Genomic DNA, 20,245 nt, shown 5'->3' with positions numbered 1-20,245 from the left:
ATGTTTAATAAATGGATTTTAGGATCTTTGGTGGTCCTTATGACCATCGCCAGCAGCACTTCTGCAGACGCTTGGCGTTATTATTACGGCCACGGTTCGGTCGTTGTGAAAAGACCAGTCATTGTAAAAAAACCCATTATTGTGAAAAAGTCTATTGTTGTTAAACGCCCCGTCATCGAAAAAGACATCATCGTCAAATAGCTTTTTGTCTTAGATTGATCGATCAAAAGAGGCCCCCTTAAGGGCCTCTTGATGTTTTCACAGTTTTGATAACCATGCATTGACGTAATTTATAAAAGTCATAAGAACATCTTTTTCGTAGGTTCTTTTGTAAATTTTATCCTGGATATCATCAATACGATCTTCAAGGGATTCGCTTTTTTCTGTTCGATATTTCTTGAGCAGTTTCTTTTCTTTACGCTGCAGAGAACGAATTTTACTTTCTTTTACAGAAGCAGCATACGCATAATCATTAAGATCTTTTTCCAACGCCTTCGCTGCTTGTCCTAAATCTTCCCCAAAGATAGATTTTATTTTTCCCTGAAGGGCGCGTAGGGGTTCTAGAGAGGTGGGATCAACACTGGTCAAATTAGCTTTATGACCCGGCTCTCCCACTTGTGCAATTTGATACCCTTGTGTCTCCATAAGCGCTTCATAATCAAGAAGAACTGTGTATTGATTATTATATCTTTGGATCAAGAGACCAAAAAGAGTATAGCCTTCTGCTGGCGCCTCATCCCCAAACAACTGTTGATGAAAATTATAATTCAAGCTTGCGGAAACCTTGATTTCCGAAAGCTGAAAAAGCCTTTCGTAGGTTTCTTCCAGCGTTGAAAATAACCGTGCATACCAGAAAGCTTTTTGGGCGCTTTGTTGATTTAACTTTATGAGAGACCGCATCACGACGTGCTTTTTACGAAGACGCTCTAGTTGCTCTGTATCTTCCGCATACTCTTCTATACTTTTGCCCTTATCCAGAGAGGGCGTTCCGTCTTCTAAATAAGGCTCATAGTAACTTGCAAATTCTGTCTTGGCTTGAGCATAAGCCTCTCCAAGTTTCGCTAAGTCCTCTTCTTCTCTCTTGATCGTTTCTGCAGAAGATACCTTTTTTTCTTTAAAGTCATAATGGGCGAAAATTTTCTTTGCAGCGGAAAATAAATCATCTTGAACCACCGTCGACCCATAAACAGTAGTATTTATGAATAAAATCCCCCCTATTACCAATAATAAGCGTGTAAGCATAACAATACCTCCCTGGGTTTATGTGTAGATCATAATTCTTAAAGAGAGGTCCCCCCAGCGTCCAGGATAAAAGTTTTTAATAAGAAGAACGCTTTCTTTTACTTTATTGACAATTAATCAAAAATAATTAGAATGTATTACAAAACATACCATTCTTAAATTCTTTTAATGAAAGGCATCACGATGGTTAAAAAGTCTCTTTCTTTTATCCTCTTTCTCTCTTTATTTTCTTTTTTCCAAGGAAGTCTTGAAGCAACAAAAAATTTCCCCAAAGACTTTGATGGGGATCTTGATGTACCAATGCTGAAGAGCATTTTCTCTGGAGCAGTTGGATATAATAAAAATCTTTCATATCCCTACACGGCATGCCTTGAAGGACAAGAGGGACAGCTCTTTCAATATCAAGCAAGAAGATTGAAAGAGGGATCCCAAATTCCGCAAAGTCCTTTGATCGAGTTGATTGAAACCATTGCGAGTAACCCCCTTGCCACAGAATGGCATTATCGACTTTCTGATCTCGACAAACCGGATGCTGACCCGTTTCTGTTTGTCATTAGTCGTCTAAAGGTACAAGAAGCAAAAACCATGGACCCAACCAGTGCCGAGCATTTTACCAGAACATTTAAACATTCAAAAAAGGTTGAGAAGCACCAAAGACCTCCGTCAAATGTCTTAGGAGACGAGCAAGAAGATTTTCTTAAAAAACTCAAGCTGATGAGCCTTCTGGACAATGAGGTTTTGGCGCCTGGTCACCTGGATAAAGCGCTGAAAAAGAGCACAAAGGAAAAAGATAAGCAGGAGAAAAAAAAGAAAGCTAAAACAGAAGCAAGTTCTTCGTCCACTCCTCCGCGTGCGCGTGTATACGTCCGCTCCAAATCTGAGAAATATCTCAACAAATCCGTGGTTAAAGAGCTGATGAAGAAAGAAAAAAAGAAATAGGCGCGTGCACGTCAATTCGACTAGATCGAGTTCTTCTAAAAAGGCTCTCTTTTCAGATAATCCTCACGGGCCAAAGGGCATGATTCCCTTCCCCAACCTTCTCCAAAGATTCGGAGGAGGTTGGGCCTTGTGTTGTCCTAACATTAATTCACTGAGCGCCCAGACAAGAGCATCCATCCGATCGGGAGAGCTTTCACTCACGCCGGGAATATAGGTCGTCATTTGCTTTTCCAAATGCTTTAAGTCACTTCCAACGTGATGAACACGTCCTTTTTCATACAAAGCGGCAATGGGTTCCGCCCGGGTAATTTTACTGCGCCGGGCCATCACAGGGATCACATTGGCGCCGGCCAAAAATGTCTGGATTAAATCCCCGACCGCATCGCCGCCGATATTCTGTTCATAAATAATACCATCCGCTTTGTGACGCTCATAGGCCGCCACCGCGCGTTTTGTCCATTCTCTGGCGGGATATCGACCACTCAAATCTTCCAGGATATACGCCTGATTATCCGTTCCCAATGCCGCCACGACAAGGCCGGTTTCATCGGATTCTGGATTATGGGTAGCCGCCGGATCCACAGCCACCACAACGCGCTTTAAAGGCACCTCCACCTCTTTCACACGAAACGTATCGATCACATCCTGTTTCCATAAAGTGCCTTCATCGTCTTCCACCAATTGGCCTAAAATTTCTTGGGCTTCAAATCGTGTGCCAGCAAAAGTGCTTTGATATTCTTCCAAAGCCGCCGCACTTAAGTGCTCGGTATTGTCATAGGTGGTCCCCGTGGTTAACACCAGACTCCCCTTTTTTGCATACCCCAACAACCGTTTCATCAGGGGTCGCGCCCGGGGCGTTGTGGTGATCACCATCTTAGGGCGACGGCCCAAACGCAGCGCTAAATTCAGATTTTGAAACAGCAGCTCGCCATACTCAAACTTGGCCAACTCATCAATCCAGGCCGCATCAAATTCTGGCCCCCGCAATTTTTCATAGGCGCGCGCACTATAAAGATACGCCACCGCGCCGTTGGGCCAGGTAAGACGTTTTTTTGACGGCTCATAACGGGGGCGCTCATGGGGCGGATGAATTGCTAAAAGGCCACTAACGCCTTCCACCATCACCTGGCGCACTTCATCGGCCGTCGCCCCCACTAAGGCAATAGAGCGCGCGCCCTCTTCCATCACCCATCGGCGAATGGTTTCAGCCCCCAGTCGAGTTTTTCCAAATCCGCGCCCCGCCATGACCAACCAATAGCGCCAATCCCCCGAGGGCTCCCCTTGATTGGGCCGGGGATTCCAGGGAGGTGTTTGAAGAGAAGATGACTCCAGAGCATCCTGAGGAGCTGATTCAGAAAGCGTCCCGATCATGGGCATAATTCCTTAAAAAAAACAAAGGCCCGCAGAGGAAGGGAAAAGAAACATTAAGAGGAGAAAAATGAAACTGGGGGAACTATACGTCCCCCGCACACCGCCCGTCAAATTTTTTCTACAATTTAAGGGGTAATTTTCCTTGGAAAGCCTTGAAAAATGCGGATCTTCTTAAGAACGCTCTTCAAATATTTATTTTGCCCTTCCGTGATTTATGAGGGCCCCACGATGACGTCCCTTTCGTCATCACGGGCGGAGCGACCTGATCTATCTTCTTCAATTTCTTCTGGGCGCTTCGATGCAGAGAAAAAGTTTTTGACGCGGGGGAGAGAGACCGAAGGTTAGCAAAAGACATACTCATATTAATAATAAATTAATGCCAAATTGTTAAAATAATCTAATACAACGGGAGACATGTCTTTGTGTTGTTGTGAAAGAATAAAAACGTCATTTGAAAAAATTAAAAATGGGATGAGTAGGCATCCCTTAAGGTTTACTCTTTTTGTTATTATGGTCATAATAATTGGCACGTTCTTAATTAGAAATTTCTTCGCAGATTGGCTTAATCCACCACAAGGATGCTCCTTGGAAAATGCAAGTGAAGAAGTTGATGCTTTTTTGTATTTTTTTACTGGTGTTGCAACGACTGCGTTAGCCTTAATTGCTTATATGCAACTGGTCCCTATCAAGAGAGACATAGAAGGAAGTTTTTTACTAGAGATTATCAAGCTTTGGGAGATGCCTCAACAGAATGAGGCAAGATTATTGATAGATAATATTTTAAGTAAAGGCAAAAAAAATATCAGTGACTCAGAGAAGGTTATTAAACGCTTCAAGGAGTTAGAAGAGAAAAAAACAAAAGAAAAAAAAGAATATCATATGATTACTGATTTTCTCAATTTGTTAGAGATGATGGGATACTTTTATAAAAAAGAGTACATAAGCTTAGAACAATTTGATGAGTTAATGGGAACAACAATCATTGAGTATGGTGACATATTTGATGATTGTTTTATAAAAAAAATAAAGCCCAAACAACCAACCGCCCTTAAGTATTTTAAAGATTTGGCAACAGACGTTAAAAATCGACGCGAAATGATAAAAAATGATTAATCATCCAGAAACTAAGCCGTGGATAACATGACACTCACCCTTGATAAAATTTATAACAATTATAGATCTGTTGAGGCTGACCTTCGAACCCTTCTCATGTATGTTGATCTAGATAAAAATAATTACCAAACAGATTCAGCCGAAATTCGTAAAATCGTATTAAGCAGCTGTGCGATGATTGAGCAAAGCTTGAACTTAGTGACAAATAAATTAAACACCTCTATAAGAAAATGTAGTTGTTCTGCAGCGTCAAGAATTGAAAATTATTTGAGGACAAATGGCTTTGATCTTTCCATTTTGACTCCCTATATAAGGCCTATTTATCTTACTCCTTGGGAGAGAGGATCTCTTTCATCAAAAAAAAGCTGCGATTGCTACCAATTCGATTGGTGGCAAGTATATAATCATATTAAACATGGGAAGGAAGCTGGTGAAGATAAGCCTTTTAAAGCAGCTTTAGATAGTGTCGCAGCACTATTCTCTATCGTTGTCTTTCTTACATCCGGTAGCAGAATTGATCTATTCTGGAACATTTCTGATTTGCTAAAAATAGCAACAAAAGAAACGCCAAAATATCTAAATTTTTACAACACAATTTCCACACTCGAAAATAAAATTTGGCAAAATAAGTAATTTTAACACTCGCATAGAACGTCATCACGCGCAGAGCGACGTGATCCAGCACAACAAGCAAGATGGACTGCCGCGGCCAAGAGGCCTCGCAGAGACGTGGTCTAGTTACACATAAACACGCTGAATCGCCCCGCGGTTCTGAAAGAATCGCCGCGATGACGGCCTATAGAAGTGCGTCATCACGAGCGAAGCGACGTGATCCAGTTAAATAAGCAAGATGGACTGCCGCGGCCAAGGGGCCTCGCAGGGACGTGGTTTGGTTACCAATAAGCACGCTGAACCGCCGCGAGACGATTTTCTATTATGCACCTTGAATCTTTTAAATCCCTCCCCATATGAATTCTTGGTGTCACGGGAGTTGGCACCTATCATTCGTCTGGGAGGTTATTTTGAAAAGTATTTTTACTCTTATTGTTATGACTGCATTTGCCGTGCCGTGTGCTGCCAGTTCTTCTCTATCTGAAGAAGGTACTGTCGTTAGAACAGCCAAAAGAAGTCGGGGAGACATCTCAGGCGGTCAAGAAAATAAAGAACTGTCTAAAAAGAAACGATCAACCAATTATGAAAAATCTTTGACTCTTTTTCAATCGGACGACCTTTCTCTAAGAGCTGTTGGACAAAGCAAATTGATGAAAATTGCCACCAACAAACATCATCTCGGTCAAGAAAAAGCTATTCGCAGTCTTTTTGACTTATCACGGGGTGATACAGATGACTATTTTCAATTTCGTCTCATCGCTACTTCACTTGTTGAAAACACAGAGCAACCCGTTGATGTGCGTAAAGCCTGTCTCCGCTTACTCACCCGCAGCTTTGTCATCGAAGACCGGGAACTTGGATGGTCACTCTACGACACATACTTTGTTAACGATCTCTTGTAAAACCCCTCGATAAGAGAGCCCCTGGCTCTCTTTGAGCTAGGTCTTTTTAGTGTCTCTCTTCCTGGAGAGTTTTGAGATCTTCGAGAGAAAGACCTGTGGTCGCTGCAACCTCTTCCGAAGAGAGATTTTTTTTGAGTAACTTTTTCGCAATCTCAAGGCTGGCTTCTTTTATCCCCTCTTTTATCCCTTCTACTTTACCTTCCTCGCGACCTTTTTTTATCCCATCATTTTTGACCATAGCCGTATATTCGGTATGTTGAGCATAAGAATCTCTCGAGCGCAAATATTGATTACGTCTTCGAAAAGAGTGTGTATCTTGCTTTGCTAACTCATAGGCTTTCTTTAACCCTTCACTTACGTCTTCAGGGATCTCTTTTTTATTTTCTGCGTCATTAAAATACTCTAGCCAGTTTTTAAGATTTTCATCCTTTCTGAGTGCTTCTTCCTGGTCCTTAATATTCCCCAACGAATACTGAATCAACTGCAACTGGGGAATCACATGGGGAGGGATCGCTTCATCTTGCATCTTGTAATGACGCATAAATCCCTCCCCTTCAGGCCAATGTTTGACCTTATTTTGACCACCGCCGAGGATATTGATGCCGATCACTGATTTTAGTTTCTCCCACTTTTGTCCACGCCGTAACTGATTGCCATATATATGGGCGGCATAAGCCAAGGCCCGTGCATCCCACATATCATCTTTGGGAACCTGAACCTCAACAATCGCATAATCCTTGGTTGATAACCGACACAATACATCCACCTGGGAATCTCTTTCTTCAGGGATGATCCCGATTAAATCATCCAAGACCGGTGCAAGCTTGATTAATGTCTCTGTTACATGAGGAGATTGCAGATCCTCAGCACTCACCGCTTGTGTCTTTTGGATTTTTTTCATGAGTTTGCGAAGATCTGGATTCTTAAGTGTTTTTTTAAGGACCCCGAATCGTTTCAACGGATTCAAATGAGTGTCAAGTAATTCCGTGCTCTTAACCTCAGGAAGCTTGGCAAAAGTTCTGATGAAATCCAGACGGGCCTCATCATTGTTTAAGATAGTTTTGACCGTACGGTCATAGATGGGATTTGCGAAGATCTGTTTTGCCTTCTTACTATCTTCAGTTCCCCGCAAGAGAGGATGACGCGTTGTAAAAGACCGACGCTGTAAATGTTTATTGATAAGGGATAATTTTGTTTTTCCCCGTCGAGAAACACCCCTCTTGTTTTGACTGAGAGTATGACCCTTCTCCGATTCTGGTTTTTTCTTTAAGCACAGACGATTAACGCCTTGGACTAAGTCTTCCATTAAGAACGACCCCTGGCTCTCCCCAGAGATCAAGACACATAACCCCACGACACTTGCTATAAATTTTGGACGCACCCATTGCAGACCCATGGAACATTCTCCTGTTCTAAACGTTACACACCGCCCGCATGATTTTTATGATTTATTTAGAACACTATATCCATATTTATCACTATGTCAAGTTTTTAATAGAAAGCAATCCAGTATGGATGATCTTCTCTTTTAGAAGACGGCGTGATTCGTTACACTGTCTTTTTATAAAGAAAAGTTTTCACAAGAGGCATGTCGATAATGAACAAAGGCTACACCAAAGGGATGGTCTTAATCACCATCATTTTGATGGATCTCTTAGCGGGGATGGAGTTCGATCTTTTTGTGCCGAGCTTTCCAGAGCTGCAACGTCATTTTGACCTCTCTCCTTTTTGGGTCGAAGCGTTATTGTCCATCAATTTTTTGGGGTTTTGTTTCAGCCTGTTTTTTGTGGGCGGATTGGCGGATCGCTATGGTCGCAAACCCATTATTGTTATGGGTTTGATAACATTTATTATCGGCAGTGTTTTTTGTTTATGGACATTGTCTTTTGTTTTTCTTTTGATCGGACGCTTTCTCCAAGGGATGGGGGTGGCGGCACCGGCGATCCTCAGTTTTTTGATTATCGCCGACGCCTATCCTTTGAAAAAGCAGCAGGCTCTTATGGCCATGCTGAATGGTCTTATGAATGCCTCAGCAGCGGCGGCACCCGTCATCGGAAGTTACATCACTCTGTATTTTCATTGGCAAGGAAACTTTGTGACGCTTTTACTGATGGGTCTGGGGACATTTGGAATGGTCGCGATTTTTATTCCAAGTCAGCCCCGGCCCGCGCATAAGGAACCACTCTCCCTGCGCGGTTATATACCCATTTTCCAATCACGCCCGCTGATGCTACTCATCACCCATATTGTTTTGATGTTTGTCCCCTATTGGATTTTTGTAGGGATGTCGCCGCTTCTTTACATGGAAGATTTGGGCGTGAGCCTTTCCCATTTTGGATACTATCAAGGGGCATTGGCCCTTGTATTTGCGTTGGGGAGCCTTCTCTTTGGCCTCATCATCAGTCGGTGTGACCAAAAGAAAATGCTCTCCCTTTCTAATCAGATTTTTGGGGTGAGTTTCTTATGCATCGCATTGATCACGGTCATGGATAGTCGCAATGCGTTGGTGATTACCTTGGCCCTTTTGCCCTTTATTATTGGGCAGATTATTCCAACGACGGTGTTGTATCCCATCGCCCTGAACTTTATGCCAAAAGCCAAGGGGCGCGTATCGGCCGTCATGCAAGGGGCACGTCTGATCATCTCAGCGTTGTGTCTGCAACTAGCGGGCTATTTTTATCAAGGATCGTTTCAAAGTATCGGAATTATGATCGCGATCTTCATTCTCATGATTTCTGTCACCCTGTTTTTTGTGATCAAAAATCAGGCGCTCATGACGTTTTCCAAGGAAGTCTAAATAGAAGGTGAGTACACCACACGGTTTGCACAGCATGGTGTACTCTCAATGCCCTCATCCTGAATCAATGGCTGACTTCAGAAATCACAACTTCGGCTTCTTCTCTTTTGGGAAGACTATAAAAGAGAATAAGACTTACCACGCCACACCCAAGCATCACGCCAGCAATCGCGATGATCGTTCCTTGGAAGAGGATCCCCATAAGAAAAATACCCAAGGCACCAAACGCCATTTCAGCGGATCCTAAAAGAGCTGCACTGGTGCCACGGCCTTCTTTGACTTCTGAAAATGCCAGGGCTGTTCCATTGGGAAGGATAAGCGCCAATCCAAAAGCAAACGGAAAGTTCAAAATTTGCAACAGGACAGGAGAATTGAAGTCTAAATATCCAGCGACAATAAGCGAAACACTGCTGAAAAAAGACATCCAGAGACCCCCCGCTAAAAGCGTTCGTAAAGGGACTCTTCTCACCCATCGGCTGTTGATGAACGTCCCCATCACATAAATGGCGACGCCACTGAAACCATAATAGCCATAGTCATGAAGCGGCACGTCGAGATGACTAATAAAGAGCACGGGGAGCGTCGCCATCCATGCCCAAAGACCGCCAATCATCAAACTTGGAATTAAAGATAATGTGAGAAACCGACCATTTTGAAACGCGCGGCCATACCCGCGCACGATTGACGTAAAGGAATACTCTGAGCGCTCCTTTTTGGCCAGCGTCTCAGGCATCCACGTAAACAATAGGATAAAGATCATCAACGCAACACCACTGACCACTCCAAAGCACATCTTCCAATTGAAATGGTAGGCTAAGGAACTTCCTAGAATGGGGGCAACACCCGGCGATAACGCAATCGCCATCCCCATGTAAGAGAGAACTTGTGCACTTTTTTGTTCTGTAAAGAGATCACGTACAGTTGCAAAGGCCACAACGACGGCCACGCCTGCCCCTAATCCTTGAATAAAGCGTGCAAGAAGTAAACTCTCGATTGAATAGGCTAAAAAAGAAAAAAAAGAGCCGACAAGAAAGAGTCCCATCCCAACGCGCAAGATGGCTCTTCTCCCAAAACAATCTGAGAACGGACCGTAAATAGGGCCAGAGAGAGCAAGCCCTAAGAGATTAATGCTTATCGTCCATTGCACGAGAGATTCGGAAACGTTGAAATGCTTTGCAACAAGAGGAAGGCATGGTGTGTAAATTGCCGTGGCCATTTCAGCAGCAGCTATAATAAGTATTAATATAAATGGTACACTAAAATTAAATGAGCGGTTCATCGAAAAATATCCTAAGTAAATTAAGAAATGTATCAATTGTTGAAACAAAGTCTGTTTCAAAACCGCATGAGATGGAAGAAAACAAGAAGACAAATCATACGGTATTTAGGGAAACCCTAAACACCGGGACCTAGTATGTGATAACAGTACTCATCATTGTTACTCCTTTTTCCTAAAGAGTATATGAGATCTTCTAAGAAAAAATCAAGATTTACGATATCTTTCATGGGACTTTTCCGTATGTTCTTAACGAAAAGTTAAATAAAATGACCTATCCGTAGACACTGCATAAGAGTGATTAAACACGGAAAATTACAGGGCCTAAAAAAGGAATAAAATCATGAAAAATACACTGTCACGCGTTTTAAAAATAACTGGATTGGGGCTTATTATGTCCTTCAATTGCGCCTCCCAGAGTTTTGCTGAATGCCCAGAGTTTAACGCGACTGACTGGAGAAGTTTATCCCATGGTCAAACTGTAAAAAACTATAAGATAACAAAGGGGAAGAGTGCTGTTGAGGGTCTTATGAGCAGAGGCAGCAAAACACCAATCTTCGACTCTGAAAAGCAAGACGTGTGTTACTATAAGGCAACCAAAGAGCAGTTAAGCAATACCATCGAATTGACCTTTATAGAACCTTCTGCAAAAAGTCTCTATCAGCGATAAAAGGAATTTGAATAGCAGGAGGAGATCCCCGTTACGACCGGAGCTTTTCGTCTCTCATACTTTATTAATTATTTTCCCGTCCTGTTCCTCCAGGATTGGACAAAGAAGTCTCAACGGATGGTTGCGCATCTCCCTGGTGTGCTTGGCGGGGCATCGTAGGAAATTTGATGGGGATATAGGCTTTTCTCCAGCGATCAAAAACCAAGGGCATATCAGGAGTGAGAGCAAACGGATATGTAGAAACAAAAGGATTTTCACGGTTCGTCACATCGTAAATCGTAATCTCTGCACCAAGATTGAGAGATTTCGGCTGAACGATTTCAAAGTTAGTCTGTATGTGTTCTTCCTCTTCTTCTTCAGAACTGGATAAGGCCTTAATAGGAATATAAGCCCGTCTGTTGTGATCATACGCCAATTGGGTAACGGGGTTGAGGGCAAATGGATAGGTCATAACAAATTTTGAGTGGGGGTTGTTCGCATCATAAACCGTAATGGGGGCACCTAAATCAAGATCTTGTGGGATAATAAAATTGAACTGCGTTGGAACAGAAGAAGACCGCGCCCGTTCTTGACGCGTGTTATTTTCTTCTTGTGATTGCACAACTTGAAATGTTCCAGGACTAAAAGCAGAGGTGATTCCTAAAGCAAATCCCGACGTCTGTTCACCCCCAAGCCCCGATGAGGTTGTTCCATAATCAGATCCATCCCCGCCGTTTCCATTGGAATGAGAAATCAGGGATGTTGACGGAGGAGTAGAGAGCGCCTCTTGTGTGGAGGGGGAATGAGGGAGACTAAATTGCTCTTCTAGAAACGCCTCCACATCCGTGGACAAAGGGCGAGATATCGTAGAGGGAGTACTTCTGATGGGGTTTACAAATTTAGCAACAGCCCCTAAAAACAAGCCAACGCCTGCCGTTGTAAGGGGTGTTGCTGCTCTCGCAACATATTCTGTCAATTGGGACGTATGATGGGTGGAAACGATTGCCGTGCTCGTCGTAGCACTGGGTGTAAATAGAGAACTCGAATATGACCCAAGGGATTGTGTGCTGCCGGGACAAAAATATTCTGCGGCCACACCAATGACAAGACCCGCTGCAACAAGAGCAATTTCTTTATTTTCTAAAACGGTGTCTTTCAAAGCTTCAAATCTGCTTTTTTTGCGGGGACTGGGTCTTCTATCACGCGCTCTGGGAGCGTCAACTTGATCTTGATTTTCAAAAGAATCACGGGTTCTTTTGGTTGCTTGAACACATTCTGGTGCAATCAGCACGATTGATAAGAGAACAATAGTCAGCTTCTTCATCGAAAAAGAAATCCAGCAATGATTTAGAAAAGAAATCATCCCAATAAAACCCCTTAAGCCCTATTTACACCCTTCATATGGGGTCTTTTTTATGATTTTCAATTGCTTGTTTTAAGCAAGGCCCCGTCCCGTGGGGGAAACGCTGTCAACTTATTTTTATGGGTGGGCGGTCCTTAAAATTCATGGTAAGCCTTAGCAGAGAAAAAATTCAAAAGGGGGGAAACCCGCAATGAATATACGTTCTTCTTTGGCGCTTTTCGCGCTGCTCTTTTTCATCATTGGTGTTAAGTCTAGCCAGGGCTCTTCTATTGTTGAAGACTTTATAAGTGGATGTGAGGGAACTATAGAAAAGATTTATGTTAAAAGTGGCAGCTACGTCAAAGCTGACCAAAAAATTCTAAAACTTTTAAGTTCTAAAATGCCTCGCATCACGCTACGTTCTTTTCGTGGAGGATATGTAGCCAATTTAGAAGTTCAAGAACAAGCTAAGATCAAAGAAGGCTATAAGCTTTTTAGCATATCACCAAATCCTCCGACTCCCAATACCCCCATTGAACTCCCAGAAGAAAAAAAGAACAATAAAGAACCACTTGAATTGAAAAAAAGTGTACTTCAACTTCCCATCATTCAACAACTTTTCGTTCTCATGATCCCCATTACACCGAAAGTACTCTTGATGCCTCTTGCTCAAGAAAACACTCAATTATTGCCTGCACAATTTTTACCTAACGTGACTGAAAAACTGCTGCAGTATGATCATACAGTTGAAGAACCAAAAATTACCCCTTCAACGCCTATCAATGAAACCCTCGTCGAGGACGCGAGTGCTCTCTCAATTTTTCATTCTGTTTCTCTCCCTATGAAACATTTTGCAGGACGCCTTCCCCAGCTCACCCCCAAAGACTTGGGGCTCCAAATCTTTGATGGCACTTTTTATCATCAGCTGTTTTGGCTTACCTTTGAAGCCTTTTTACTATTCCTTACGCTGGCCCTTTCTGATGTTAAAGGGTGGGAATTGGTTTGGGCGAGCCGTGGATTTTTGCGTCGTTCCGTTGCTGAGCTGAGGGAGGTTTTTTTGTTTACGCCCCCCTCCCGTCGTGTTCTTAAGATTTCACCTTCAGGATCCAGACGATGGACGTCTTAAAATTTCGCCCCCATCATTTTCTCTGTGCCTTAGGCTTTGAGGGCAAAGGATATTCATCGTCTTTCGTCGATAATTTTCAACAGATCGTGGATGTTCTGCGCTCACCCGACGGAGATACCCAAGCTATCGATGTCGTCGGAGAAACGGACGCTATTTGTCAGGCGTGCCCGGAGAAAACAGGGAGCACCTGTCTTTCCCAAGAAAAAATTGAAAGCCTTGATCGCCGCCATGGACGGTGTCTTGGGATAGCTCCTGGAGATTCTCTTACCTGGAGAGAAGCCAAAGAGAAGATTCTTAAAACTGTATCCCTTTCTGTTTTTCATGAAATTTGCGCAGGCTGTCAATGGAAGGATTTGGGGCTTTGCGAGACAGCTCTTTTGAAACTTCACACCATTTAACACGAACCATTTTTATTGGAGGAATCCCATGAAATTTTTACATCTCTTATTCTTGAGCTTTATCTTTTTGAATACCGCCGCTATGGCTACTGATTACAGAGAAGACGCCCTTACTTTGGACGGAACAAAGATTATTCGTCGTCATTATTCTCATATCCCTTCTACACAAACGACGATTAAGCAACATCGTCTCGATATTGATGAAAAGCAGTGGCTTCTTGTCTCAGCAGATAGTCAAGAAGGGGGAAAAGGAATGTGGGGCCGCAGCTGGGTTTCCCCCAAGGGGAATGTGTTCGCAACCTTTGGCATTTATGTGCCTTTTGATGCCCTTGAAAAACTCTCTGATATTCCGATTCTGGGGGCGTTAGCCACTGCCCGAACCCTTGAACATTTTGGGCAGAAACCCAAATTAAGATGGATCAATAACCTTCTGGTCAACGATAAAAAAATCGGCGGCGTTTTATGTGGAATGGAACAACATGGCAGTCATCATTTTGTCGCTTATGTTGGAATCGGTTTGAACGTCGATATGTCAGAAGAAGCGTGTTCAAAAATTGATCAACCCGCAACGTCTCTCCGTTGCCTTATGCCCTTCCCTCCAAGCACGGAAGAGGTCCTCACCCATTTGACCGAAAGCATTCATCTCTATTTCACCAAAGGTCTTCACCATGGATCCTTAATATCCATCTATAGAAATTATCTCGCCTATAAGGGGGAACAGGTCGAAATCTTTGATGGGAAAAATCGTTTCCAAGGTGTGTTTGTCGATATTAACGAGGATGGTCACTTAATTTTAAAAACGCTGACGGAAGACCTGGTGTTTGTCACAGGTGAAATATCGCCTAGATTTTAAGCGACACCCGAGCGGAAATACAAAAGAAGAGCTCAGGGTAAGTTTTACACAAGTCCATAAGTGCAAAAAAAACTTGACATTAAGAAAGCGATTATTATATTGAGTGGTAACTCAGTGAGTTATGGATCAGTGAAATGTTGAGAAAAATACAGAAACTACACACAAAGGAAAAGATTATTCAAACTGGCCTTCAGCTGATGGCAAAGCAAGGGATTATCGCTACAAAAACCCTCGATATTGCCAAGGCAGCCGGGATATCCCATGGGACTATTTTTGTTCACTTCTCAACAAAGAATGATTTGGTTGTTGGTATCATTGATGAGGTAGGACGCCGCATGTCAGAGGCGTTTCAAACAATTAAGAGTGAGAACGCGTCTTTACGGACTATCCTTGAAGCTCATTTAACTGTGCTGGAGGATTTTGAAGATATTTTCTCTCAGATTTTGATTGAAAGTCCTCTTTTACCTCCGGCAGTTAAAAGTACACTTTTCATGCTGCAATCCGGTATTTCGCATAACATCAACCAAATAGCAAAGAAAGAGATGGAAGAAGGACTCTTGCAAGTCATTCCCCCCTCCTTCCTCTTCAACACTTGGAATGGACTAATTTATTACTATCTCAGCCATCGCGATTTGTTTGCACCAGGGAAATCTCTCATTCGCACAAAGGGTCCAGAACTTATTGATAATTTTATGAAACTTATTGCAAAGGAAAAGGAGAAAAACAATGGATAAAAAATGTACCGCTTGTGGATCATGTGGGTTTCCCATGTCAAAGCTTGAGGATTATGCGCTTAAGAATCCCGAGAGCCTTTATTGTGTTCATTGCACAAATCCTGATGGAACCCTTAAACCGTATGCGGAAATTTTTGAGATGACGGTGAGCTACTACAAAAACTCTCAAGGAATTGAAGATTCTGCCGCACGAAAACTCGTTCAAGACTTATTAACATCCTTTCCAGCATGGAAGAAAATGAAGGAGAAAGAAAATGCCCCGCGTTGATTTTTACACGGCTCCCCATGATGAGCAGCGTAGCATGCTTTTTGAAATTGCTCACAAAGCCAGCACTATCAATTTTAAGGACACACTGGCTGTGAAGGGCTTAATGCAACAAATAGAAAACATGATCAAAGAATTGCGTGATCATGCTGAGAGCGAAGAAACATGGGCACATCCTTTTATTTTAAGCAAGTTTGATAAGGAAGTCTTACAGTTCGAAGAAGATCATCAAGCACAAGAAGCAGTGTTGGATGAGGTTGAAGAAAATGTTCGATCTTTACAGACCGGTTCAATGGATTCTCAAGATTTGGGCCAAAAAATGTACAAGTCCTTGTGTAAATTTATCGGACGTTATCTCACTCACCTTGAGAAAGAGGAAGCCATCCTGCCCCTTCTTTGGGAAGCTTTTACGGATGCAGAGCTCTGGGCAGTTAAAGTTGTTTACTGTACCATAAAAAAGCCTGCTGAAGCAGAAAAACTCTTGACGATGTTGTCCGCAGACTTAAATGCTCAAGACTTAGATATTCTCTTTACTAAGATTAAAGACGTTCATCCCCCTCAGGATTATGAGAAAGTGATGGCTCTTTATGAGAGTTTGTCTCCCTTCCGCCAGAACATATCGATTGCGAGAACTTAAGTTTCAAGAAACTTTTTGAATTCTCTTGAGGAGGCAAGAAATTCAATCAGATCATCGGTGAGCTTTTCAGAAGCCTCTGGCGAGAGCTGCTTTTTAAGAAGTAAGGCAGAGGCTTCAAAGCTGGCAATTTTAGCTCATATGTGCGGAACCTATACACTACAGTTTTTCCTATTGTTCAGGCTTTAAGAAAAAATTAAACTATTTTCGACAGCCTTTAGAAAATAAACAGGGAGTTTTAAGATGCGCTTTTTTGATAAAATAATCCTCACGTTGGCCGCTTTATGTATGGGGCATTCACAAGCAAATGCAAGTGCGGAATCGGAATCCCATGAAGTTCAAGTAACACTCGGCATCAAAAGTCCTCTCGTCGGAACAAAGAGTATGGATAAACTTGTTGTTACGCTTCCTGATTCCAAAAAATATACATTTTCTATTAGGCCGGGAGACGTTAAACAGAACATGCGCTGGAATCTCGGAACCATCAATACAGAAGACTTGGGTAAGCGAGATTTAACTTTTTATTTTACCAACGTCTTTCACCCCGAAGATGAAACATTTTCTACCTCCTGCTCTACGAAAAACATTCATCTCTCTACGAAAGGCAAAGACCTTGTGAAGCTCCGGATCCATATTGCCACAAAACCTTCCTCAAGACCTGAGCTTGACAAAATAGAACACATTTGTAGCTTTGAAGAAGTTTTTGCAGAAAAGTAATTCAAGCCGTTACCACAGCATGAGAAGGGGAAGCGTCCCCTTCTTATTTTTTATTCCCCGCGCGACTTTTCCCCATTTTGAATTTTTAAGAAAAACTTAAGTCATTTTATACTTAAAAATAATGATTAAAAAATATACCTAAGATGAGCTTTTTTATAATCAGCAGGAGTATTGATGATGCATACAACCCTAAAAAATTACCGTCTTATTATTATCAGTATTTCTCTCTTCTGGATGTTCACTTTCAACCCCTTAAAAGCGACTGGGGTTCTTGATCTACAGATGGACGAAGACTATTTTGCTTTAAGACCCCATTTGCACCAAACAAAGTATGTATTGCAGTATCTGCTCAAGAAAAACAAACCCATTTCACCTTCACAATCCGTGGGAGAAATGACGAAACAGCTTCTGGAGCAATCCCGCTTGTTTTATGCCGTTTATGAAGAACATCTCCAAGCAAAAATGTCTCAAAGAAAGACGCTCGGTACGTATGACGTTTTCCCCTATTTTCGTTATAATTATCAAGGGGCACTTAGTTTTGCAGGGTTTATCAAAGAAAAAGAACGCAGTGATTCCTCAGGACTGGAAACAACGGCTTCTCCATTTTTAGTAACTTTTGCAGGAAAGAGATTATTGGATCTCCCCTGTCGGGATTTCAAAACGGTGTTTATCGACAACGTCGTTTTTGCCCAACGCCTTACCCGCAGTGAACGCCAACACATAAAAAGCGTCCCTCATTCTAAGAAGAAGTTTAGTCGGAAAGTCAAAAGACAAAAATCTATTTTCCTTGATCGAAGTCAATAAGCTTTTTTTGCTTAATACATTGTTAATGTTTTACTCTTACCTTTTGAAATAATTAGAAAAATTGTCCTAAACGTAGGGAGGCGTCTAAGCGTGTCGCGCTCCCTTCTTTTTGACATCAAACACCATGCTATAGAAAACTTTTATTAAAAATAATAATTAATTTTATTACAATTAAACTAATAATAATTTAAATATAAAATATTTGTATTTTGCATTTTTTACTGTATTTATGTTTTTAATTTAAACACAAGAGGTACAATTATGTTAAAAAAATTAGTTTTTTTGTTAACAATATTAACATTAACACAAACTTTTTCTCAAAAGACGCTTGCAAGCTCTAGCTTTTTTGTTGAGGATTATTCGACATCGACACATCCAAGACAAAATCCTCAAGGATATAACGCGTGGGCTAAAAATCGTAGTATAAGAATAAAAACAGAAGAAATTTCAAAAGCAAAGACCACAGCCCCAAAAGCAAGCATCGAGAAGAAGACATACAGCCTTGATCTGGAAGGTGATTCTGATCACACTAAAAAAGTTAAAGATCTTTTAGAAACACATTTTCCAATGCTCGTTAGGCTTTCAAACGATTTTAAAAATGGTGCAGGCATTGAAAAAGATGGGATCAAAGTGTCATACGAGATCGACACATCACCTTCAGGAAAAAAGAAGACATCAGTCCTTATCGAAGTTAAGGGCGCTATTTCAACTACTCTTGCAACTAAGCTAGAACCTTATAGAACAAAAGATATTCGCTTTTTTACACCATCAAACAGTAAGCACTCAAAGCTGAGCCTTGATAAATAAAGAAAGCTTTTAAAAGCAAGTCCTCTTAAGAGGACTTGCTTTTATTTCTTACATGCCATGCAGCAACGGCAGAAGAAAACCACTAAATAAAGACCTGCAAGACCAACAAGAATGTAAACAATTCTTTCAATCATGGGCACTGACCCCAACAAGAAAGAAACAAGGTCGAAATGAAACAACCCTACCAATCCCCAGTTAAGAGCACCAATGACCACGAGAACCCACGCAATCTTGTCTAAAAGCCGATGGTAACAGCAGGCAACTTCTTTGTCTTTCACATAGATAACCTCCCTGATTAAACGATGCCTCAAGTTTATTATATCACTTTTTGACGATTAAGAGGGGGAGGGACTACTTTTTTTCCTCATCCAAAGAAGTGCTAGACCTATTTTCATTGACCTCTCGGGTCATTTTATCCAACTGTTGGGGAAGAAAGCGTTCATAATAAAAATCTTCGTCTATTTCGCGGAAGAGTTGGTTCGGTTTTTCTACTAACTTATTCATAAAATTATCATGCCACGCGTAATAGATAGGGTATATGGTTAAGGGACCTGGCAAACGTTCAGAAGACCCAACATCCCCCTTTTTGAACCCTGCAATTTCAACAAGGTTGTCATCAAAATGAAAAGCTCTAATCTTCACTGGAGATGTATTTTCTAATTTTTTCAGGATGTCTAATTTTCTCAGAATTTCTGCAACAAGTTCTGGAATCGCCTCAGCTTTTTTACGATGATTCCCCGTGAAATAAGTTCCATGTTTTAATGTTTCTGGACTATCTTTGTGGATAACCTCATGATCTCCTAACCCAGACAGGTCTTCAAAATCAATCCCCTTAGACTTTAGATCAGCGTGGGTCAATCCGGCAATGGCCCCGTGTCGTGCTGTTAAGCCAACAACTATCACTTTTTTACTTTTTAGAAATTTCAACTTATCAACGATACAGTCTTCAACGAGACGGGTTTGGGGATAAGTCTCAGCAGTTAAACAATCTAAGGTGTAGCTTGCATAAAACTGTTCAAATTTTTGATACTGCTCTTCATCGCCGTCGAAATTACTCCCTTCTTTAAAAGCTTTTAAGAAATAGAGTCGGTCAGGGGACGATAAATGAAGAGTCAAAAAATTCTCCATAACGAGAGTTTTATCAATATCAAAAAAAGCGAAGATGATTTCTTCTTCATTAACAAATTTGGAAAAATCAACATGTTTAAATTTTTCCACTTTCTGAGCTTCTTCAATAACGATGGGAAAAGAGTTTTCTTTTTTTGGGGAGCTTTGTTGTTCGATGCTCGGCTGTTTAAGCGGTGTCGGTTCATGAATTTCTTCTTCAGAACACTGTAGATTCACACCCTGAGGTTTTACTTTTTCTTCACTCTGTTGACCCAGAACATTAAGCCTTATTTTGAGCGTCGAACTCGCCTCTCCTTCATCGACTTTTAAAGGCGAGAGAACATCAGTAGCGTGAGATGATAGGGGAAAAAATAAACCAAAAAGGCAAATAGAAATGAAATTAAAATACAAATGAATATTCCTTAGTGAGCAGCGATAATTAATTCAATCTATTACTATGTGTCAATATTTATGTATTTTTATTTTTAATTAAATTTAATTAAATTTTTATTTATAATTTATTACTGGATGCTTAATGAAAGGGTTTTGGTCATAGA

Annotated in this window: 23 protein-coding genes; 16 read left to right on the top strand and 7 right to left on the bottom strand. The window is 41.6% G+C overall.

The window, feature by feature from the left end:
* Positions 1-201 carry a hypothetical protein gene (locus GQ61_RS06235; protein WP_085784498.1) on the top strand — a complete coding sequence of 67 codons (201 nt, stop codon included), beginning with the start codon at positions 1-3 and terminating at the stop codon, positions 199-201.
* Between the two features lie 57 nt (positions 202-258).
* Here the strand turns inward: GQ61_RS06235 and GQ61_RS06230 are convergent, their stop codons facing one another.
* Positions 259-1,242 (bottom strand): hypothetical protein, encoded by a 984-nt coding sequence (locus GQ61_RS06230; protein ID WP_085784497.1) that lies wholly within the window; start codon positions 1,240-1,242, stop codon positions 259-261.
* A gap of 183 nt (positions 1,243-1,425) precedes the next feature.
* Between GQ61_RS06230 and GQ61_RS06225 the strand changes: the two genes are divergently transcribed.
* A complete protein-coding gene (locus tag GQ61_RS06225; RefSeq protein WP_085784496.1) occupies positions 1,426-2,181 on the top strand; it encodes a hypothetical protein in 756 nt (251 codons plus the stop codon).
* Between the two features lie 63 nt (positions 2,182-2,244).
* Here the strand turns inward: GQ61_RS06225 and GQ61_RS06220 are convergent, their stop codons facing one another.
* A complete protein-coding gene (locus tag GQ61_RS06220) occupies positions 2,245-3,552 on the bottom strand; it encodes a DNA-packaging protein (protein ID WP_085784495.1) in 1,308 nt (435 codons plus the stop codon).
* A gap of 585 nt (positions 3,553-4,137) precedes the next feature.
* Here GQ61_RS06220 and GQ61_RS06215 point away from each other — a divergent pair.
* From GQ61_RS06215 to GQ61_RS06205, 3 genes are all read left to right on the top strand, one after another.
* On the top strand, positions 4,138-4,665 hold the full coding sequence (locus tag GQ61_RS06215; protein WP_157111163.1) for a DUF4760 domain-containing protein: 528 nt from the start codon (positions 4,138-4,140) through the stop codon (positions 4,663-4,665).
* A 27-nt stretch (positions 4,666-4,692) separates the two neighbouring features.
* Positions 4,693-5,298, top strand: a complete 606-nt coding sequence (locus tag GQ61_RS06210) for a hypothetical protein (protein WP_085784493.1) — start codon at positions 4,693-4,695, stop codon at positions 5,296-5,298.
* Positions 5,299-5,687: 389 nt separating this feature from the next.
* Entirely contained in the window at positions 5,688-6,179 is a 492-nt protein-coding gene (locus tag GQ61_RS06205) for a hypothetical protein (RefSeq protein ID WP_085784492.1), read from the top strand.
* Positions 6,180-6,225: 46 nt separating this feature from the next.
* On the opposite strand, the gene GQ61_RS06200 is transcribed toward GQ61_RS06205, so the two are convergent.
* Positions 6,226-7,575, bottom strand: a complete 1,350-nt coding sequence (locus tag GQ61_RS06200) for an Rpn family recombination-promoting nuclease/putative transposase (RefSeq protein ID WP_085784491.1) — start codon at positions 7,573-7,575, stop codon at positions 6,226-6,228.
* A gap of 201 nt (positions 7,576-7,776) precedes the next feature.
* Between GQ61_RS06200 and GQ61_RS06195 the strand changes: the two genes are divergently transcribed.
* Positions 7,777-8,976, top strand: coding sequence for an MFS transporter (locus tag GQ61_RS06195; RefSeq protein WP_198157293.1), 1,200 nt, complete (start codon positions 7,777-7,779; stop codon positions 8,974-8,976).
* Between the two features lie 64 nt (positions 8,977-9,040).
* Here GQ61_RS06195 and GQ61_RS06190 read toward each other — a convergent pair whose 3' ends face one another.
* Positions 9,041-10,255 (bottom strand): multidrug effflux MFS transporter, encoded by a 1,215-nt coding sequence (locus GQ61_RS06190; protein WP_085784489.1) that lies wholly within the window; start codon positions 10,253-10,255, stop codon positions 9,041-9,043.
* Positions 10,256-10,595: 340 nt separating this feature from the next.
* Between GQ61_RS06190 and GQ61_RS06185 the strand changes: the two genes are divergently transcribed.
* Positions 10,596-10,922, top strand: a complete 327-nt coding sequence (locus tag GQ61_RS06185) for a hypothetical protein (RefSeq protein WP_085784488.1) — start codon at positions 10,596-10,598, stop codon at positions 10,920-10,922.
* A gap of 64 nt (positions 10,923-10,986) precedes the next feature.
* Here GQ61_RS06185 and GQ61_RS06180 read toward each other — a convergent pair whose 3' ends face one another.
* Positions 10,987-12,225, bottom strand: a complete 1,239-nt coding sequence (locus GQ61_RS06180; RefSeq protein ID WP_157111162.1) for a hypothetical protein — start codon at positions 12,223-12,225, stop codon at positions 10,987-10,989.
* Positions 12,226-12,454: 229 nt separating this feature from the next.
* On the opposite strand from GQ61_RS06180, the gene GQ61_RS06175 reads away from it, so the two are divergent.
* The 9 genes from GQ61_RS06175 (at position 12,455) to GQ61_RS06135 (ending at position 18,581) form a co-directional block, all read left to right on the top strand.
* A complete protein-coding gene (locus tag GQ61_RS06175; protein WP_085784486.1) occupies positions 12,455-13,369 on the top strand; it encodes a biotin/lipoyl-containing protein in 915 nt (304 codons plus the stop codon).
* Positions 13,357-13,767 (top strand): DUF1284 domain-containing protein, encoded by a 411-nt coding sequence (locus tag GQ61_RS06170; protein WP_085784485.1) that lies wholly within the window; start codon positions 13,357-13,359, stop codon positions 13,765-13,767. Before GQ61_RS06175 ends, GQ61_RS06170 begins: the two co-directional genes overlap by 13 nt.
* Positions 13,768-13,795: 28 nt before the next feature.
* Positions 13,796-14,620, top strand: a complete 825-nt coding sequence (locus GQ61_RS06165) for a biotin--[acetyl-CoA-carboxylase] ligase (RefSeq protein WP_085784484.1) — start codon at positions 13,796-13,798, stop codon at positions 14,618-14,620.
* Between the two features lie 134 nt (positions 14,621-14,754).
* Positions 14,755-15,354: a TetR/AcrR family transcriptional regulator gene (locus tag GQ61_RS06160; RefSeq protein ID WP_085784483.1), complete on the top strand. Its 600-nt coding sequence runs from the start codon at positions 14,755-14,757 to the stop codon at positions 15,352-15,354.
* The gene (locus tag GQ61_RS06155) at positions 15,347-15,622 is read left to right on the top strand and encodes a zinc ribbon domain-containing protein (protein WP_085784482.1); all 276 of its coding nucleotides are present in this window, start codon (positions 15,347-15,349) and stop codon (positions 15,620-15,622) included. Before GQ61_RS06160 ends, GQ61_RS06155 begins: the two co-directional genes overlap by 8 nt.
* Positions 15,609-16,256, top strand: a complete 648-nt coding sequence (locus GQ61_RS06150; protein WP_085784481.1) for a hemerythrin domain-containing protein — start codon at positions 15,609-15,611, stop codon at positions 16,254-16,256. The genes GQ61_RS06155 and GQ61_RS06150 overlap by 14 nt, the downstream gene beginning before the upstream one ends.
* A gap of 240 nt (positions 16,257-16,496) precedes the next feature.
* Positions 16,497-16,970: a hypothetical protein gene (locus tag GQ61_RS06145; RefSeq protein ID WP_085784480.1), complete on the top strand. Its 474-nt coding sequence runs from the start codon at positions 16,497-16,499 to the stop codon at positions 16,968-16,970.
* 174 nt (positions 16,971-17,144) lie between these two features.
* Positions 17,145-17,774, top strand: a complete 630-nt coding sequence (locus tag GQ61_RS06140; RefSeq protein WP_085784479.1) for a hypothetical protein — start codon at positions 17,145-17,147, stop codon at positions 17,772-17,774.
* 261 nt (positions 17,775-18,035) lie between these two features.
* A complete protein-coding gene (locus GQ61_RS06135; RefSeq protein WP_085784478.1) occupies positions 18,036-18,581 on the top strand; it encodes a hypothetical protein in 546 nt (181 codons plus the stop codon).
* A 41-nt stretch (positions 18,582-18,622) separates the two neighbouring features.
* Here the strand turns inward: GQ61_RS06135 and GQ61_RS06130 are convergent, their stop codons facing one another.
* On the bottom strand, positions 18,623-18,859 hold the full coding sequence (locus tag GQ61_RS06130; protein ID WP_085784477.1) for a DUF378 domain-containing protein: 237 nt from the start codon (positions 18,857-18,859) through the stop codon (positions 18,623-18,625).
* 73 nt (positions 18,860-18,932) lie between these two features.
* Positions 18,933-20,099, bottom strand: coding sequence for a DUF2608 domain-containing protein (locus GQ61_RS06125; RefSeq protein WP_085784476.1), 1,167 nt, complete (start codon positions 20,097-20,099; stop codon positions 18,933-18,935).
* Positions 20,100-20,245 lie beyond the last annotated feature (146 nt).

The organism is Candidatus Nucleicultrix amoebiphila FS5, from assembly GCF_002117145.1.
Lineage (GTDB): Bacteria > Pseudomonadota > Alphaproteobacteria > Caedimonadales > Nucleicultricaceae > Nucleicultrix > Nucleicultrix amoebiphila.
The sequence above is the reverse complement of the archived record's forward strand: the minus strand, read 5'-3'. Positions and strand labels throughout refer to the sequence as shown.